Here is a 14,411-nt window from a genome sequence, read left to right on the forward strand (position 1 = left end):
GACTCTGACTCCTGCGTGTCCAATATGTTATTGCCGTTACTGGTGATAATGGAGGTGTTGTTGTCTATTGGGGTGGCCTACGGTAAGTTCGCAACGTTGCCCGTGACGTTTTTGCCGGGCACCACAGCTCTCTGGGGAGGCTGTGAACGGTCTGGCTTCGGTGTTTTCGCCTCGGCGTTTCACCAGGGTCTCGAGGCATAAGGATAGACATTGCGGGTTAAGAAACTTGTGGGCGTTTTCACGGCGCTCGCCATCGCACTTTTGACGGCGGTGATCTCGATTCCGTCCGCAGCGGCAAGTTCCGCGGACGCTCAATTCGCCAACCGCCTGTACGTTCTGATCAATGATTACCGGGCGCAGCATGCGCTGACGCCGCTGCGTTGGGATGCGCAGCTGTCCGCCAACTCCCAGTCCTGGACACAGCAGTCCGCGGACCAGGCCAATGTTCATGGAGCCGGCGTTTTCCAGCACAGCCCCGGGTCCTATGCCTTTCCGGAGAACATTGTCTGGAACATGAGCGCCGACCAGGCTTTCTCCTGGTGGGTTAATTCGCCTGCCCACCGAGCAAACATGCTGCGCGCTGCGGACACCGGCATCGGCATCGGCGCAGTCCAGCTGACCGCCGGTCCCAACCGTGGTGCTTACCTGGCCACGGCACAGTTTGGCCAGTCCACCGTGTCGCCGGAAGAGGATGCGGCAGCCCGCGAGGAAGCCGCCCGAGCCGCGGAAGAGAAGGCAGCAGCCGAAGCAGCCCAGCGGGCAGCAGCGGAAGAAGCGGCCGCGAAGGCAGCCGCTGAGGAGGCTGCGGCTAAGGCCGCAGCTGACGCCGCTGCCGAGAAGGCCGCCGCCGAAAAGGCTGCCGCAGACGCCGCCGCCAAGGCCGCCGCCGAAAAGGCTGCGGCTGACGCCGCCGCGAAGGCTGCCGCTGACAAGGCCGCAGCTGATGCGGCCGCAAAGGCTCCGCAGGAGGAAGCAGCAGTTCCTGCTCCGGAAAGCACGCAGGCCGAGCAGGACAAGGCAGCTGAGGAAGCCGCGGCAAAGGAAGCAGCAGCAAAGAAGGCTGCTGCGGAAGCTGCAGCAAAGGAAGCCGCCGCAAAGGAAGCCGCAGCACAGAAGGCTGCTGAGGAAGCCGCCACCAAGGCTGCCGCAGAGGAAGCCGCGGCACAGAAGGCCGCTCAGGACCAGGCAGCGGAAGAGGCCGTCGCAGTCAAGGCGGCAGAAGAGGCCGCGGCGGCCCAGGCAGCCGAAGAGCAGGAAGCAGCCCGCGCGGCTGCAGAGCCCGCTGCCCAGCAGGACGCCGTCGAGCTGGCAGCTGTCCAGGCCGAAACTGATGCCGCCGCCGAGCGGGCCGCTGCGGAAGAAGCAGCAGCCGCACAGGCCGCAGCCCAGAAGGCTGCCGCTGACGCCGCAGCACGCGAGGCAGCAGAACGGAAGGCACAGGCCGCAGCAGTCCTGGAACAGGTGTCACTGGGAAATGAAGCACCCCTGACCGCAGCCGCGCAGGGGACCGCCACAGCGGCTGCCGCAGGCAGCCAGCTGCGGATCTCCGGCCTGGAGGCAGCTGCAACCTATGAAGTGGTTCTTCCGTCTGCCGGGGTCAACCTGGGCGCCATGACTGCTGACGCCATCGGCTCGCTGGCCGTGGCCGTTCCGGCCGTCCTGACGGCCGGGGAGCACAAGGTGGCTCTGTTCAAGAACGGAAGTCTCGCGGGCTGGACAACCTTCACCGTGGAACAGGCAGTCACCGTTCTGGCAGCGCAGTCGGTTCCGGCCGCAGCTGACGGAACAACCGAGCTGGCCGCAACCGGCTTGAACGCCGCACAGCTTGCGATCGGTGGCATCGGTACGCTGATGGCGCTGACCGGTGCCGCAGCCCTGGCAGCAGTCCAGCGCCAGCGCAGCACGTCCGTGCGCTAACCCGTCAGTGCTCCGGTCCCGTCACCGGGACCGCAAAAGCCCCGCTCACCTTACAAGGTGGGCGGGGCTTTTGCGTGAGGGGGTGGCAGGCGGTCCGGGGACCGGCTATCCGGACTACCCCGGGCGGCGTGCGCCGTCGTTAGGCAGCGGCTGCCGCGCGGAGAAGGCGATTCCGGCGGGGGCCGCCCATCATGTCCACGGTCAGTATGACCAGCGCCAGCCAGACCAGGCCGAACCCGGCCCAGCGCTCCGGCGGCATGACTTCCTTGAAGACCGCCAGGGCGATGATGAACTGCAGGGTCGGTGCCAGGTACTGCAGCATTCCCACCGTTGACAAAGGAAGGCGCCGGGCGGCGGCGCCGAAGAAGATCAGCGGAACAGCGGTCAGGATACCGCTTGCCGCCAGAAGCCAGAAGTGTGCGGATCCGTTGGAGAGAATGGTCGCCGTGCCGTTCAGGGACATCCACACCAGGACGGCAGCGGCAACGGGAGTCAGGACGGCGGTTTCAATGGTCAGGCTCGAGATGGCATCCACCCTGCCGCCCACTCCCTTTTTAACCAGCCCGTAGGAGCCGAAGCTGAAAGCCAGGATCAGGGCAATCCAGGGGACCGCTCCATATGCCAGGGCCAGGACTAGGACGGCAACAAAGCCCACGCCCATGGCCACCCACTGCAGCGGCCGCAGCTTCTCCCGGAAGACGATGACGCCCAGCAGCACCGAGACCAGCGGGTTGATGAAGTAACCCAGGGCAGCTTCCACAGCATGTTCATTCAGCACGGCCCACGCGTAGGTCAGCCAGTTGACGGCAATGAGGGCCGCCGCTCCGCCCAGGGTTCCGACCAGCCGCATGTTTCGCGCGGCGGCCCCCAACGTTTTCCACGACCGCATGAAGGTCAGCAGGGCGGCGCAGAACACCAGGGAAAAAACGATGCGCGACGCAACAATTTCCACCGCCCCGGCCGGAACCAGCACCATGAAGTACAGGGGCAGCAGGCCCCACAGCACATAGGCTCCGACCCCAAAAAGGAGCCCCTGCTTGGTCTCGCCCGTCCCCGGGCCCTGCGGTGCTGCCGCCTGGGCGCTCCCGGCGCCCGGCGTCGTCGGGCCGGTGGCTTGGGACGTTCCGGAAGTTCCGGACGTTCCGCCGGACCCGCCGGCCGCCGGCGTTGGTAAACGGATGGACTCGGGGGAGGGTGCGGAGCGCGGAGCGCCTATTCCGTCGGATGCAGACACGTGATGCTCAACCTATTACGCGGGGAGAGTATTCCCGGGCAGCTGTCCGCAGCATTGGCGGCCATCCGGGTGCGCTGCCGGGCCGAACCGTTTAGACGCCGTCGTGCCCGGCATTTAGAATAGGAAACTGTGCGTTATTCCGCACGAGGTTTCCCCCGAGACGAAGGACTATCAGTGTCTAATTCAGCCGCGGACCGGTCGCAGCGCCCCATGCGAGTCGCCATTATCGGCGCTGGCCCTGCCGGTGTTTATGCCGCAGATATCCTCACCAAAGCTGAACGGGATTTTGAGGTCAGCATCGACCTCTTCGACAAGTATCCGGCCCCCTATGGCCTGATCCGCTACGGCGTGGCACCGGACCATCCGCGGATCAAAGGCATTGTCAACGCCCTGCACAAGGTCATGGACCGCGGCGACATCCGTTTCCTGGGCAACGTGCACTACGGCAAGGACCTGACCCTCACCGATTTCCGGCATTTCTACGACGCCATCATCTTCGCCACCGGTGCCATCAAGGATGCGGACATGAGCATCCCCGGCGTTGAGCTGGAGGGCTCCTTCGGCGGTGCTGACTTCGTGTCCTGGTATGACGGACATCCGGACGTTTCCCGCGAGTGGCCGCTGGATGCCAAGGAAGTTGCTGTGATCGGCAACGGCAACGTGGCACTCGATGTGGCCCGCATCCTCTCCAAGCACGCCGATGACCTGCTGACCACCGAGATCCCGGACAACGTCTACGAGGGCCTGAAGAAGTCACCCGTCACCGACGTGCACATCTTCGGCCGCCGCGGTCCGGCCCAGGTGAAGTTCACCCCGCTGGAGCTGCGCGAGCTGTCGCACTCGCGCGACGTCGACATTGTGCTGTACCCGGAGGACTTCGAATTCGATGAAGGCTCCGATCAGCAGATCCGCACCAACAACCAGACCAAGACCATGGTCAACACCCTGACCAACTGGCTTGTCGAGGAGCAGGACACCGGGGCTTCCCGCCGCCTGCACCTGCACTTCCTGCACAGCCCGGTGGAGATCTACGAGGATCCCGCCAACCCCGGCAAGGTGGCCGGCATGAAGTTCGAGCGCAATGAACTCGACGGCACCGGCAACGCCCGCGGCACCGGAGAGATTGTCGACTACCCCGTGCAGGCCGTCTACAGGGCGATCGGTTACTTCGGCTCGGAACTGCCGGAGGTCGGCTTCGACACCCGCCGCGGCGTGATCCCCAACGAGGGCGGCCGCGTGATCGACGAATCCGGCACCCCGGTGCCCGGGATCTACACCACCGGCTGGATCAAGCGCGGCCCGGTGGGCCTGATCGGCCACACCAAGGGCGATGCGCTGGAAACCATCGGATTCCTGCTCGAGGACCGGCTGAACCTTCCCGCCGCCGAGGAGCCGGACGAGGACTCCATCATCAAGCTCCTCGAAGAGCGCGGCGTCGAGTACGTCACCTGGGAGGGCTGGCTGAAGCTGGACGCCTACGAAAAGAGCCTGGGTTCCTCCTATGTGCACCCGGATCCCGCCACCGGCGAACTGGTCCGCGAGCGCGTAAAGGTTGTTGACCGCGAGGAAATGATCCGGGTGGCGCGGGGACAGTAAACCCGCTTTCCCAGCCCTGTACCCCGCCCCCGCTCTCTTCATGGAAGCGGGGGCGGCGCGTGGGTAGACTGTAACGCACACCACAGCGCGTCACCGGTGTCGGCGGTCTCCTTATCAGCGCGGATAGGTCGGGGCAGTGCACAATTCGAATTTTCTTCTTCCACCGCGGCGCTCCGCGGACGGGCTGCAGCGTGCCGCCCATCTGGCGCATGAAGGCCTTGGTTCCACCGACGGTTTCCTCCGCTGGCTGAGAACGCCGGTCCGGGAATCCTGGCAGCGGTCGCTGCGGCACCACACCGATCCCGACAAAGCCGTCCCCGAACTTGTCTTCACCGGCTCCGAGCTTGAGGAGTACCGGAGCGCGCACCCCCTGGCGGCCGTCATGCCGGTGATCCGGCAGCTGCTGGTGCGCCCGGGCACGGACAGCGGGCTGCTGGTGGCCGTGGGCGACGAGCTGGGCCGGCTGCTGTGGGTGGAGGGCGACGACGAGCTCCAGCGCCACGCGGAGGGCATGCTCTTCATGCCGGGCACCGACTGGTCCGAACAATCCATCGGCACGAGCGCCCCCGGGACCGCCCTGGCCTCCGGCCGCAGCGTCCAGATTGCCGGCGCCGAGCACTTCAGCCGGCAGGTGCATTCCTGGAGCTGCACCGCCGTTCCGCTGCGGGACCCGGACACCGGCTCCGTGCTGGGGGTGGTTGATATTACCGGCCGGGATGAAGCCGTGGCCGAGCACACGCTGGCCCTCGTCGAGGCAACGGTGGCGGCCGCGCAGGCGCAGCTGCGGGTGGAGCGGCTGCAGGATGCAGACAGCGCCCGACGGCGGCGGATCGCCGGAGTTTCCGCACCGCGTCCCGTACGGGCCCTGCGTCCCGCGCCTGCCCTGCTCAGCGCGCCGGCCGCTGCGGCGGACAGCCTGCGGATCCTCGGCCGGGACCTGGCCGTGGTGACCGTGGGCGGCCGGGAAGCCACGCTAAGCATCCGGCATTCCGAGCTCCTGACCCTCCTGGCGCTCCATCCCGAAGGGCTCACCGCCGACGAACTGTCAGTGATGGTTTATCCCGAAAGCGCCTCGGTCAGCACCGTGCGGGCCGAAATGCTCCGGCTGCGGAACCTGCTGGGCAAACACAGCGAGGGCGCTCCGGGCCCGGGCCTGGTCCCGCAGTCCCGCCCCTACCGGCTCCCGCACGGGCTGGTCATTGACGCCCGGCAGGTGCTCGGATATCTGGAGCGCGGAGCCTACCGGCTGGCCCTGGGACTGTACCGCGGGCCCGTGCTGCCCCGCTCCGATGCACCGGCCATCGCCGCCCTGCGCAGCGAAGTCTCCGGGGTCCTGCGTGAAGCAGTGCTTTCAGACGCCGGCATTGATGCGCTGCTGGCGTACTTGACGCTGGCCGAAGCCTGGCATGACGTCGAGGCATGGTCCCTCGCCCTGCGGCTGCTGCCGCTGCGCTCTCCCCGCCGTGCCTCCGTGGTGGCCCACCTGGAACGGCTGGAGGGGGAACTGCGCTAGTCCCGTCCTGCGCTAACTCCCGTCCTGGGCGGGGTGCTCCTGGGTGCGGGGCTCTGGCGTGCGGTTCTCCTGGGTGCGCTGCCCGGCCGCCTGCCCGGACGCCTGCCCGGACGCCTGCCCGGACGCCGCCCCGGACGCCTGCCCGGACGCCGCCCCGGACGCCGCCCCGGCCTCCGGCGCGGGACGGATCCGCAGGCTGGTCAGCAGTCCAATGAGCAGCGCGCCGGCGGCGATCCAGCCGGCCAGCGAAACGCCGTCGGTCATGGCTGCCCGGGCCGCATCGGCAATGTAGGAGGTCTGCGGGTCGGCGCTGAGCTGGCTGATGCTCCCGCCGGACGTGGCGTTCACCGAGTCCACCAGCGGTCCCAGCAGCGGGTTGGCCGCAACGTCGTCGGACAGCCGGGACTCGGTGCCACCCTTCAGCGAGGAAAAGAACGCCGTGCCCAGGACGGCGATGCCCAGCGCGGAGCCGGTCTGGCGTGCGGTGCTCTGGGTGGCCGATCCCTGCCCGCTGCGCGCCACCGGCACCTCGGCCAGTACCACTGAGGTCAGCTGCGCCGTCGCCAGCCCCACCCCCATGCCGTAAACCAGCAGGATGGGCGATGTCAGCCACGCCGAGCTGTCCGGCCGGATCAGCAGCGCCAGCGTTCCAATGGCCAGAATCTCCAGGCCCAGCCCAATACGGACCACAAGGATGGGGGAGAGCCGCCGGGACAACCCGGCCACCGCCCCGCTGGCCAGGAAGGATCCCGCAGCCAGCGGCACCAGGGCCAGACCGGCCTGGAACGCCGAATAGCCCAGCACGTTCTGGAACCAGAGCGGCAGGGACAGGATGAGGCCAAATTCGCCAAAGCTGACAATCAGCGCTGTGACGTTGCCGTTGGCAAAGGACGGAATGCGGAACAGCGACAGGTCAAGGATGACTCCCTTGCCAGCGGCGGTCCGGCGTCGTTCCTCCAGCACAAAGGCCGTCAGCGCCACGGCCGCCACGGCAAAGGCCACCGGCACCGGGGACAGGCTGCCAACACTGAACGGCGCATCCCCGGCGGCGGTCCACCAGCCGTAGCTGCGGCCCTCAATCAGCCCGAAGACCAGGGCGCCGAACCCGAGGATGGACAGCAGCGCACCGTTGATGTCCAGCCGCTGCCGCGCCCCGGTTACCGGCTCGGAGGACTCGGCAACAAACAGCAGCAGGCCGGCCACAATCAGCGCTCCGAGGGGAATGTTGATGCCGAAGGCCCACCGCCAGCTCGCGTTCTCCGTCAGCCAGCCGCCCAGCAGCGGCCCGACGGCGGCCATGCCGCCAATCGTCGAGCCCCAGACCGCGAAGGCGATGCCCCGCTCACGGCCCTGGAAATTGGCGTTGAGCAGCGCCAGCGTGGTGGGCAGGATCATCGACCCGCCCAGCCCCTGCAGGGCCCGCCCGGCGATCAGGACGCCACCGCTTTCAGCCACCGCACACAGGACGCTGGCCACCACAAAAATGACGACGCCGGTCAGCATGATGCGGCGGCGGCCCACCCGGTCCGCAATCCGGCCCCAGGTCAGAAGCAGGGCTGCGAACAGGAGCGTGTAGATCTCCTGCACCCACTGGATCTGCGTGCTGGAAATAGCCAGGTCCGCAACGATCGAGGGAACCGAAACCGACACGATGGTGGCGTCCATGATGATCATGGCCACTCCCAGGCTGATGGCAAGCAGCCCCCACCATCGGTAGCGCAGGTAGCGGCTGGCTGGTTCAGTGGTATCCGGATTCCGGTGCATGGGGGCGTCCTTTGGGCACAGTTGTTTGTTCAGGCAACCATAATCCCGAACGTGTGGTTTCGTCAGCGCGGCGTCTTCCGGCGGTCCCGCGGCCGCGGCAACCAATGCAACCTTGGTGCAACGTCCGGTTCCGTAGCCTCGGGAGGTCAGACACCGACGTCGCCACCTCCAAGGAGCAGACATGACCGTATATGCGCAGCCCGGCACCGAGGGATCCAAGCTTTCCTTCAAGCCCCGGTACGAAAACTGGATTGGCGGAGAATGGGTGCCCCCGGTCAAGGGCGGCTACTTCGAAAACGTCTCCCCGGTCAACGGCAAGGTGTTCTGCGAGGTGGCCCGCGGCACCGCCGAGGACATCGACCTGGCCCTGGACGCAGCCCACAAGGCGGCACCGTCCTGGGGCAAGACCTCAGTGGCCGAGCGGGCCCGGATGCTGAACCGGATTGCCGACCGCATCGAGGAGAACCTCGAGATGCTCGCCGTCGCTGAAAGCTGGGACAACGGCAAGCCGGTCCGCGAGACCCTCGCCGCCGACATGCCGCTGGCCGCGGACCACTTCCGGTACTTTGCCGGCGCCGTCCGTGCCCAGGAAGGCACCCTGTCGCAGATCGACGACGACACCACCGCCTACCACTTCCATGAGCCGCTGGGCGTTGTTGGCCAGATCATTCCGTGGAACTTCCCCATTCTCATGGCCGTCTGGAAACTCGCTCCCGCGCTCGCGGCGGGCAATGCCATTGTGCTGAAGCCCGCCGAGCAGACTCCTGCCTCGATCATGGTGCTGATGGAGCTGATCTCGGACATCCTGCCGGCCGGCGTGCTGAACGTGGTCAACGGTTTCGGTGTGGAAGCGGGCAAGCCGCTGGCGTCCTCGCCGCGGATCCGCAAGATTGCCTTCACCGGCGAAACCACCACCGGACGCCTGATCATGCAGTACGCATCGCAGAACCTGATCCCGGTGACCCTGGAACTGGGCGGCAAGAGCCCGAACATCTTCTTCGCCGACGTCGCGCAGGAAAACGACGCGTTCTACGACAAGGCGCTGGAGGGGTTCAACATGTTCGCGCTGAACCAGGGCGAAGTCTGCACCTGCCCCTCGCGCGCGCTGGTCCAGGATTCCTTCTATGACAGCTTCATGTCCGACGCGCTGGCCCGCACCGCCCAGATCATCCAGGGCAACCCGCTGGACACCAACACCATGGTGGGCGCGCAGGCGTCCAACGACCAGCTGGAGAAAATCCTCTCCTACATGGACATTGCGCACCAGGAAGGCGCCAAGGTGCTCACCGGCGGTGAGCGGCTGATGCTCGATGGCGACCTCGCCGGCGGCTTCTACGTGAAGCCCACCGTCTTTGAAGGCACCAACAACATGCGCATCTTCCAGGAGGAGATCTTTGGCCCGGTGGTTTCGGTGACCCGATTCTCCGACTACGGCGAAGCCCTGGCCATTGCCAATGACACCCTTTACGGACTCGGCGCCGGTGTGTGGTCCCGCAACGGCAACACCGCCTACCGTGCCGGCCGCGACATCCAGGCTGGCCGGGTCTGGGTGAACAATTACCACGCCTATCCCGCGCATGCGGCCTTCGGCGGCTACAAGTCCTCCGGCATCGGCCGTGAAAACCACGCCATGATGCTGGACCACTACCAGCAGACCAAGAACCTCCTGGTCAGCTACGCCGAGAACAAGCAGGGCTTCTTCTAAGATGGACGCTCCAGGGGGCGCCAGCTTGGACGCAGCCGTGACGCTGCCCGGGGAGAGCCGTTCCCGGGTGGCGCTCACGCCGCAGGCGCGGGAGCTGCTGCTGCAGCTGCGCCAGACTCACGGGCCGCTGATGTTCCATCAGTCCGGGGGCTGCTGCGACGGTTCCTCGCCCATGTGCTATCCGGCGGGCGACTTCATTACCTCGGAAGCCGACGTTCTGCTGGGGACGTTCGAACTGACCCCGGGGGAGCCGCTGGACTTCTGGATGTCCGTGGAGCAGTTCGAATACTGGAAACACACCCACCTGACAGTGGACGTCGTGCCGGGACGGGGCAGCGGCTTTTCGGTTGAGGCGCCCGAGGGTAAACGGTTCCTGATCCGTTCCCGGCTGATTCAGGCCTAGCGGGAGCCGTTTCGCGAAAGCGAAATGCGGAGGGCGGACACAGCCGCGCCCAAACATAGTAAGGTTGCTGTTTATTCTTCCGCTTCGCGTGGCAGCGCGTGGGGGGACAGTATCTGACGGTATTCGCGATGCCCCGCTACGGGGCAGAAATGAGGACAACCATGGTTAAGAAGTTCGTGTTTCTCGCTGGAATGGGCGTTGGTTACCTGGTGGGCTCCAAGGGCGGCCGCGAAAAACTGATGGAACTCTGGAAGGATCCCAAGGTCCAGGAAACCGTCTCGCAGGGCACTGAGTGGGCCAAGGAGAAGGCGCCGGGCCTGCAGGAAAAGGTTGCGGACGTTGCCTCCACGGCAAAGGACAAGGTCTCGCACTCGTCGACCTCCGGCAAGCCTGCGTCCGGGGCGGGTTCCTCCGGATCCGGAGTTTCCTCCGGTTCAACAGCCTCCAGCCCCACCGCGGCCGAGGCGAGCGGGACCAGCTCCACAGGCTCCACCGGAAACGGCGCCTTCACCACGGGTGGACAGCACACGATGACTCCGGCCGAAGTGCAGCCCGAGCCGAAGCAGTAGTTCCGGCCAGGCTTTCGCCGGCCAGCAGTCCCGCAGGGGGCGTTCCACGGAACGCCCCCTGCGGCGTGTAAGGGGCCGGTGGAAATTCTTTTGACCCGCCGTTCGTTGTCCCGGACGGGTCCGACTGATCCAAATGCTCCCCGGCGGTTTTCGGCCCGCGGCGAATATGTCCCCAATGTTGCCCCGGGAAGCGAAGGCGAAGCGGTCCATCCGTTACGATCGAGGCCGGATCCCAAGAACTAGCTGAAAATGGAGTGTGAGTTAAGGCAGATGGCAACAGATTACGATGCACCGCGCAAGACCGAGGACGATGGAGCATCAACCGCCTCGTTGGAGGAACTGCAGGCACAGCGCAGTGTGACCCCGTCCGCCACGGCAGTGGACGTCGATGAAACCGACGCCGCGGAAAACTTTGAGCTTCCCGGCGCCGACCTTTCCGGCGAAGAACTGCTGGTCCGGGTTGTCCCGGCGCAGGACGACGAATTCACGTGTGCCTCCTGCTTCCTGGTCCGCCACCGCTCCCAGGTGGCGCTGGAAAAGAATGGACAGAAGTACTGCTCGGACTGCGAAGGCTAAACACCCCGCCATTCCCGGCTGCCGACGCCCCGTTCCGGCAGCCGGGCTCACCGGGCGCTCAGGCGCCAAGTGGCAGCACGGCTTCACATGCCGTTAGACTGGGGCATTCGTAGGGGAGTATCCACCACGCAGTTATCCGTCAACACGTTCGGCACCGAAGCCGCAGCCGGAAACAGCGGGCACCCATTCACAGGGCCGCCGGAGAGACCTATGGTTCTTTGACGTACCCTACGAAAGCGGAGTTCCATGACTGTTTCCCCCCTCATCTGGGGAGTGACGATTGTCGTCATTCTGGGCCTTTTGGCCTTTGACTACTTCTTCCACATCCGGAAGGCCCACATCCCCACCCTCAAAGAGGCCGCCGTATGGTCTTCGATCTACGTGGGGCTGGCGGTTGTTTTCGGTGTGTTGGTGCTGCTCTTTGGCGGCGTGACCGCCGGCACCGAGTATTTTGCCGGCTACATCACGGAAAAAGCCCTCTCGGTGGACAACCTGTTTGTCTTCCTGATCATCATGGCCAGCTTCCGGGTGCCCCGTGAAGACCAGCAGAAAGTGCTGCTCTTCGGCATCGTGTTTGCCCTGATTGCCCGCACCGGCTTCATCTTCCTGGGCGCTGCGCTCATCAACTCCTTCTCCTGGATCTTCTACCTCTTCGGCCTGATCCTGCTGATCACAGCCGGCAACCTGCTGAAGCCCGAAGGCGAGAAGGATGAAGCGAACAACTTCATCATCCGCATCGCCAAGCGGATCCTGCCCACCACTGACCACTACGACGGCGACAAGCTCTTCACCGTGGAAAACGGCAAGAAGGTCCTCACCCCCATGCTGCTGGTCATGGTGGCCATCGGCGGAACCGACATCCTCTTCGCCCTGGACTCCATCCCCGCCATCTTCGGCCTCACCCAGAGCACCTTCATCGTCTTCACCGCCACGGCGTTCTCCCTCATGGGCCTGCGCCAGCTGTACTTCCTGATCGACGGCCTGCTGGACCGCCTGATCTACCTTTCCTACGGCCTCGCGGCCATCCTCGCCTTCATCGGCGTGAAGCTGGTCCTGCACGCCCTGCATGAAAACACGCTGTGGTTCATCAACGACGGCGAGCATGTAAAGGTTGTCGAGATTGGAACAGGCCTGTCCCTGAGCGTCATCATCGGCGTCCTGCTGGTCACCGTTATTGCTTCGCTCGTCAGCCCCGCCGGCAAGGCACAGACCGCGGTCAACAACGCCCGCCGCCACGCCAACGCCTACCTCGACCTGACCTACACCTCGGACGAGGCCGAGCGGGAGCGGATTTACGCCGCCCTCTGCGAGGAAGAACAGCAGATTGGCACCATGGACAAGAAGTACCGCGACAAGGTCAAGGACATCGAGGACATCCGCGCCGAGGTGGCCCGCGCCCACCAGGAGCACGAGAAGTACATCAAGTCCTAGGACCGAAGCACATCAGGTCCGAAGCACATCAGGGCCGGAGCACATCAGGTCCGGGCACGGCACCACGCCCGGGCCTGACACCCGGAATCTGAGGAAGGCACCGCCGGCGTAAGCACTGCCGGGGGTGCCTTCTTTTTCAGGGGGTGCCTTCTTCATGGGCAGGCCGGCGCGGGTGCACGGGGCGGCCGGCGTTTTGAGGTCCCTAGGGCCGGCTGGATGCCGTTGCCGCGTCGTCTGCCGCCGCGTCCGCCGGCTGCCGCCGCTGGGGAGCGGGAGACGCCTTCCCCAGGAAAGCGCCGGCCAGCAGCGCACCAAGTCCGCCGGCGGCGAGGTCGCCCATGGTGTCCGTATAACCAACGTTGATGCTCGCGTCCACGAACGCGTTGCCCCACCATTCACCCAGCTCCCACAGCACGCTCACTCCCAGGCCCAGCGCCAGAACGAGCACGGGAACAGCAAACCGAAGCGCAGGACGCGGGCCGGGCGCCGGAACCGGGACGGCACCCAGACGTGCCAGCAGGAGGTACGTCATGGCGGCAATGACGCCGGTGGCAGCGAAGTGCACCGGCAGGTCCCACCAGCTCACGCGCGCGTAGAGGTCCAGGACGCTGCTCCAGGCCGCCGTCAGCAGCGTCAGGCCGTAGATCCCGTCAAACACCCGGGAAATCTCCAGGCTCCGGGACACGAGCGTTCCTCCCAGCACCAGCAGGAACAGGGCAACATCCACCGGCCCGTACCAAAGAAGGGCTGCCATCAGGCTGAACAGGCAGGCAAGCCGCACAGCGTCTGCGAAAAACTCTCCGGCTCCGGACGGGCGGCGGAGGAGGGCATCGATCATGGATTTACGGTATCGCAGCACCTTCGCCTGCGGGAGGGCATCACTTCCGTCACGCCCGTTCCCCAGGCCGCACCGCTTCTCTGCAGCTAGACTTCCCCCATGCCCGCCGATCTGCCCCCAGTAAGCGTGGTGATTCCCTGCCTGAATGACGCCGCGGCCCTTGAAACGTGTTTGTCTTCCCTGGCCCGGCAGTCACTGCAGCCCTTCGAAATAGTAGTGGTGGACAACAACAGCACCGATTCCAGCGCTGCCGTGGCGCGCCGGTTTGGTGCCCGAGTGGTCCCCGAACCGGTGCCCGGAATACCGGCGGCAGCTGCCACCGGTTATGACGCGGCGCAGGGCCAGATTATTGCCAGGTGCGACGCTGACTGTATTTTACCCGGAGATTGGGTTCAGCGGATAGCAGAACGCTTCGCCGCGGATCCGGGCCTCGATGCGCTGTCCGGGCCGGGCTCCTTTTACGGTTTTCCCCGGCCGGTGGGAGCGGCACTCAGCGTGCTGTATCTCGGGTCCTACTACCTGGCCATGGGGCTGGCGCTGGGGCATTTGCCGCTTTTCGGGTCGAATCTGGCGCTGCGCGCCTCCGTGTGGCAGAAGATCCGTCCGCAGGTGCACCGGGATGATCCGGAAATGCACGACGACGTGTGTCTCAGCCTGCATCTGGGGCAGCAGCACAAATGCCGCTTCGACCGGACCCTAATGGTGGGCATGGCGCCGCGCGCGGTTATCGGCGCGGCCAACCTCACACGCCGCTTCCGCCGGGCCTTCCACACACTCTGGACCCATTGGCCAGCAGAAGCACCATGGGTCCGCTGGCCGCGGCGGTACGCCTCCGCCGGGAAGGCCGGCAGGAGTTAGGGCAGTG

At 65.8% G+C, this 14,411-nt stretch carries 12 protein-coding genes; 9 read left to right on the forward strand and 3 right to left on the reverse strand.

The genetic code is table 11. From position 1 onward, the window contains the following. The first annotated feature begins 210 nt into the window (after positions 1-210). Positions 211-1,917 (forward strand): CAP domain-containing protein, encoded by a 1,707-nt coding sequence (locus AAE021_RS00920; RefSeq protein WP_342023832.1) that lies wholly within the window; start codon positions 211-213, stop codon positions 1,915-1,917. Between the two features lie 139 nt (positions 1,918-2,056). Here AAE021_RS00920 and rarD read toward each other — a convergent pair whose 3' ends face one another. Next, positions 2,057-3,151 (reverse strand): EamA family transporter RarD, encoded by a 1,095-nt coding sequence (gene rarD / locus AAE021_RS00925; RefSeq protein ID WP_342023833.1) that lies wholly within the window; start codon positions 3,149-3,151, stop codon positions 2,057-2,059. 174 nt (positions 3,152-3,325) lie between these two features. Here rarD and AAE021_RS00930 point away from each other — a divergent pair, with 174 nt between their 5' ends. Together AAE021_RS00930 and AAE021_RS00935 are read left to right on the forward strand one after the other, a co-directional pair. Further along, positions 3,326-4,747: an FAD-dependent oxidoreductase gene (locus tag AAE021_RS00930; protein WP_342023834.1), complete on the forward strand. Its 1,422-nt coding sequence runs from the start codon at positions 3,326-3,328 to the stop codon at positions 4,745-4,747. Positions 4,748-4,883: 136 nt separating this feature from the next. Further along, entirely contained in the window at positions 4,884-6,260 is a 1,377-nt protein-coding gene (locus AAE021_RS00935) for a GAF domain-containing protein (RefSeq protein WP_342023835.1), read from the forward strand. A 12-nt stretch (positions 6,261-6,272) separates the two neighbouring features. Here AAE021_RS00935 and AAE021_RS00940 read toward each other — a convergent pair whose 3' ends face one another. Then, on the reverse strand, positions 6,273-8,024 hold the full coding sequence (locus tag AAE021_RS00940; RefSeq protein WP_342023836.1) for a DHA2 family efflux MFS transporter permease subunit: 1,752 nt from the start codon (positions 8,022-8,024) through the stop codon (positions 6,273-6,275). 181 nt (positions 8,025-8,205) lie between these two features. Here AAE021_RS00940 and exaC point away from each other — a divergent pair, with 181 nt between their 5' ends. The 5 genes from exaC (at position 8,206) to AAE021_RS00965 (ending at position 12,708) form a co-directional block, all read left to right on the forward strand. Next, positions 8,206-9,729, forward strand: coding sequence for an acetaldehyde dehydrogenase ExaC (exaC, locus tag AAE021_RS00945; protein WP_342023837.1), 1,524 nt, complete (start codon positions 8,206-8,208; stop codon positions 9,727-9,729). A 1-nt stretch (position 9,730) separates the two neighbouring features. Next, the gene (locus AAE021_RS00950; RefSeq protein WP_342023838.1) at positions 9,731-10,132 is read left to right on the forward strand and encodes a DUF779 domain-containing protein; all 402 of its coding nucleotides are present in this window, start codon (positions 9,731-9,733) and stop codon (positions 10,130-10,132) included. A 161-nt stretch (positions 10,133-10,293) separates the two neighbouring features. Next, complete coding sequence (locus AAE021_RS00955) at positions 10,294-10,701, forward strand: hypothetical protein (protein ID WP_342023839.1); 408 nt, start codon at positions 10,294-10,296, stop codon at positions 10,699-10,701. A gap of 270 nt (positions 10,702-10,971) precedes the next feature. After that, positions 10,972-11,277, forward strand: a complete 306-nt coding sequence (locus AAE021_RS00960; RefSeq protein WP_229964803.1) for a DUF4193 domain-containing protein — start codon at positions 10,972-10,974, stop codon at positions 11,275-11,277. A 246-nt stretch (positions 11,278-11,523) separates the two neighbouring features. Beyond that, positions 11,524-12,708 carry a TerC family protein gene (locus AAE021_RS00965; RefSeq protein ID WP_342023840.1) on the forward strand — a complete coding sequence of 395 codons (1,185 nt, stop codon included), beginning with the start codon at positions 11,524-11,526 and terminating at the stop codon, positions 12,706-12,708. 202 nt (positions 12,709-12,910) lie between these two features. Here the strand turns inward: AAE021_RS00965 and AAE021_RS00970 are convergent, their stop codons facing one another. Further along, complete coding sequence (locus AAE021_RS00970; protein ID WP_342023841.1) at positions 12,911-13,546, reverse strand: hypothetical protein; 636 nt, start codon at positions 13,544-13,546, stop codon at positions 12,911-12,913. A gap of 99 nt (positions 13,547-13,645) precedes the next feature. Between AAE021_RS00970 and AAE021_RS00975 the strand changes: the two genes are divergently transcribed. Further along, positions 13,646-14,404 carry a glycosyltransferase family A protein gene (locus AAE021_RS00975; RefSeq protein ID WP_342023842.1) on the forward strand — a complete coding sequence of 253 codons (759 nt, stop codon included), beginning with the start codon at positions 13,646-13,648 and terminating at the stop codon, positions 14,402-14,404. Positions 14,405-14,411: the final 7 nt, after the last annotated feature.

The organism is Arthrobacter citreus (genome assembly GCF_038405225.1).
Taxonomy (GTDB): Bacteria; Actinomycetota; Actinomycetes; order Actinomycetales; family Micrococcaceae; genus Arthrobacter_B; species Arthrobacter_B citreus_A.